A 2,986-nucleotide genomic window follows, 5' to 3' on the forward strand; every position below is an offset into this window, starting at 1 on the left:
GGTCCCCCCCGTCGTGCCCGCTCAAGGCATCGCCCGCCCCCGCCCGCCCCCCCCCGGCCGGGTACAAGCTGGCGCGGGTTGGGGTGTCCGCCTCGGGGCAGTCCCCCCCCGCGTTGGTGGGGCTCGCCGACCGTCTTGCGCAGCGCCGCCCGGTCACGGCCGCCGTGGAAGCCACGATGCCCAGGGCTGCCGAGGCGGAGCGGCGGCTGCACCAGGCGGTGACCGCTGAGGGCTGGGCGAAGGCCCGGGAGCGGCAGTGGCTGGAGGCGCAGCATGCGGCGCTGCAGGCCGGCGCCCGCGAGGCCGGGCCAGCGTCCGTCGGCCCGGCCATCCCGGCCGCCGTGCCGGTGGTGGTGCCGGTTGCGCTGCCCGCGCCCCGCCCGATCAAGGACGCCCCGGCGCCCGAGCCGGAGCCTCAGGACGCGGGCGAGGGCCAGGTGCCGCTGGTGCTCGAGGAGCTGACCCGGCAGCAGGTCATCGACTGGCGCGCCCGCGCCGAGCGCGACCACCAGCTGGTGCTCGACCACATCGACGAGCACGGCGAGCTCTCGGCGAGGAGGCTGTTCACCAGCTGGCTCGTCGACCAGGTCCTGCGCCTGGCAGGCACCCGCCACCTCGTGCTCGGCCACACCGCCTGGGGGCAGGCATGAGCGGCGAGGAGATGTCCGGGGTCGACCTGGCCCGGGTCGCGCTGCGGGCCGCGAGGGAGGCGGCGCGGAAGAACGGCGGCGGCCGGAAGACGAAGCAAAGGCCGCGGCCGGCCCGTATGGCGCGGCGGGACGGGCGCGAGCCGACGGGACTCGCAGCGACGATCGACGCGCTGGTCACCGAGCGGGCATGGGAGCTCCCGGCTTTCAAGGGCGGCGGGCGCGGCTACCAGCGGCGAAGAGCCCTGGTCAGCTCATGGTGCCATGTGGTCCGGCGCGGGGCGTAGTCGGCGGGCTCCGGTCCGAGCGCGACCACCTGGTCCGTGACTTCGTAGGTGACGCGGTAGACCATCACCTGGGTGGCGAGGTCCATCCACTCCTGCGTCTTCTCCGCTGGCGGCACCGGGCCGAGGACGGTGACGAACCACATGGGCAGCAGGGCCCGCATCGCGACTGCCTCGACCAGGCGGCCGTGCAGCAGCCACTCCAGTTTCTTCTGCGCCTTCTCGCCCCGCTCGATCAGCGACGCCTTCGCCCGCCGCAGGACCTCGTCCTGGGCGAGCGCGGCCTGTGCGGCCTTGGCCGCGTCGGCCAGTTTCCGGGCCCGCTGTTCGTGGCTCTCCGCCAGAGCGCGGGACATGCCGAAGTCCATGACGGCCTGCTTGAACTCGCGTGAGGTGCGTGGCGTGCCGGCCAGGATTCCGGCGGCTTCCACCACCTTGCCGCGATGCTCGTCGCGCTCTTCGATGGCGCCTTCGTACTCGCGGATCCTGCGGTGGTGGGCTTCGCGTTGGTGGTCGCTGAGCAGGCCGGTGCGCACGTGCCAGCCGTGGTTGGCAGCCCTGGCCAGCTTCCTCCATTCGGGGTCGATGGTGTCGAGGTCGGCCTGGGGAGCGCCACGGGCGGCGAGGAGATGGGCTTCGAGGGCCTGGATGCGGCCGGTCAGCCGCTTGAGGGCCTGCTCGGTGTCCCGGATGTGGCTGCGTACGTCGTCGTCCAGCTCGGACAGGTCGCTCCGGACGCTGTTGACATCGTCCTCGACACTGCCGATCTCGCTGCGGATGCCGCGTAGCTCGTGGTCGAGGTCGTCGACCTCGCCCAGCTTGGAGCGCAGCGAATAGAGGTCGCTCTCCACCGAACTGGTCCGCGTCTCCAGGCGGCGGACCTCATGACCGTAGTCGTCGCTCACCGCCGCGCCCCCTTCTCGCCCGCGTCCGTGCTGTCCATCGAGACACCGGCGACGAAGACCCAGCCCACGACGATGGCGATCAGGAACCACCGGCTCAGCACGCTCAGGCTGACCAGGGCCACCAGGATCGCGACCACGTGCAGGGCGATGGCCCCGGCGCGGCGGTCGCGGTGCCGCTCCGCGTGGACCTGCTGGAAGCAGTCGGCCACCGTGCCCGCGAAGTGCGGGAGCAGCAGCGCCAGCCACCACCAGGAGCGGTCGAGAACGAAGACGAGCGCGATCAACGCCGCGCCGACGACCGCCTGCCCACGCCAGGACCACACCACGATGCGCTCACTGCGCCTGCGCTCAGGTTCGGCCAGCCGCTCGGGGATCGTCTTCTCGAACTCCACCAGGTCGCCCGTGGCGTACACCAGCAGGGCGTACTCCGCCGCGAACTGCTCGTCGTCGGCGGTGTGCTTGAGCACCTCGGCCCGGCGGGCGCCGACCCTCTGCTGAAGCTGCGCGAACTGCTCCTCGATCTCCTGCTCGGTGCTGCTCACCGATTCACCCCCACCCGCGATGCGGCGCCACGCCGACCGGACCCGTCCCACCGACGGCCACCGCCGACCGTCAAACTGATCGACCGTACCCGCAGCCGTGGGGGATCCGCCGGGCAATCACTCACAGTGGCCAAATCCGGTTGGAGACTGGTGGGAGGCGTCAGTCCTTCTCCCGGAATCGGATCAGCGGCGGGTACTCCACGGCATCGGGATCGTTCCTCGGGTTGTAGGCCGTCAGGCCCCCCTTCGACCCACCCGGCGATCCGCAGCCACTCCTGGTGGTCGGCCTCGGCGGTGAGCACCGACCAGTCGGCGTCCGGGTCGTCCAGCGCCAGGCCCTGGAGGCGGTGCACGTTCTCCAGCGCCTCGGCAGCCGCCTAGGCCATGCGCGAGCTCAGCCGCCAGGGTTCCCCGCGCACCAGTCCGCTCGCCGCGCCGGCCGCGAGCGGCGGGCTGCGCAGTGCCCGCTCTGCCGTGCCGCAAACCGGAGCACCGGCGTCGTAGACATGACAGCTTCTTCGTCGGAACGGCGCTGTGGGCGGACGGTCATCCTACGCTTCTGCGGGTGCGCTCGACGGTCGACGACGATCGGTGATGACCGCCGGAGC

General features: G+C 72.3%; 4 protein-coding genes. 2 read left to right on the plus strand and 2 right to left on the minus strand.

Going from position 1 to position 2,986, the window contains the following annotated elements; genetic code table 11:
* Positions 1-176 precede the first annotated feature (176 nt).
* On the plus strand, positions 177-650 hold the full coding sequence (locus AB0K09_RS31840) for a hypothetical protein (protein ID WP_366068867.1): 474 nt from the start codon (positions 177-179) through the stop codon (positions 648-650).
* Positions 647-934, plus strand: coding sequence for a hypothetical protein (locus tag AB0K09_RS31845; RefSeq protein WP_366068868.1), 288 nt, complete (start codon positions 647-649; stop codon positions 932-934). The genes AB0K09_RS31840 and AB0K09_RS31845 overlap by 4 nt, the downstream gene beginning before the upstream one ends.
* Here the strand turns inward: AB0K09_RS31845 and AB0K09_RS31850 are convergent.
* On the minus strand, positions 874-1,836 hold the full coding sequence (locus tag AB0K09_RS31850; protein WP_366068869.1) for a hypothetical protein: 963 nt from the start codon (positions 1,834-1,836) through the stop codon (positions 874-876). The genes AB0K09_RS31845 and AB0K09_RS31850 overlap by 61 nt on opposite strands.
* Positions 1,833-2,378, minus strand: a complete 546-nt coding sequence (locus AB0K09_RS31855) for a hypothetical protein (protein ID WP_366068870.1) — start codon at positions 2,376-2,378, stop codon at positions 1,833-1,835. The genes AB0K09_RS31850 and AB0K09_RS31855 overlap by 4 nt, the downstream gene beginning before the upstream one ends.
* Between the last annotated feature and the right edge of the window lie 608 nt (positions 2,379-2,986).

The sequence above is a fragment of the Streptomyces sp. NPDC049577 genome (assembly GCF_040675635.1).
GTDB lineage: Bacteria > Actinomycetota > Actinomycetes > Streptomycetales > Streptomycetaceae > Streptomyces.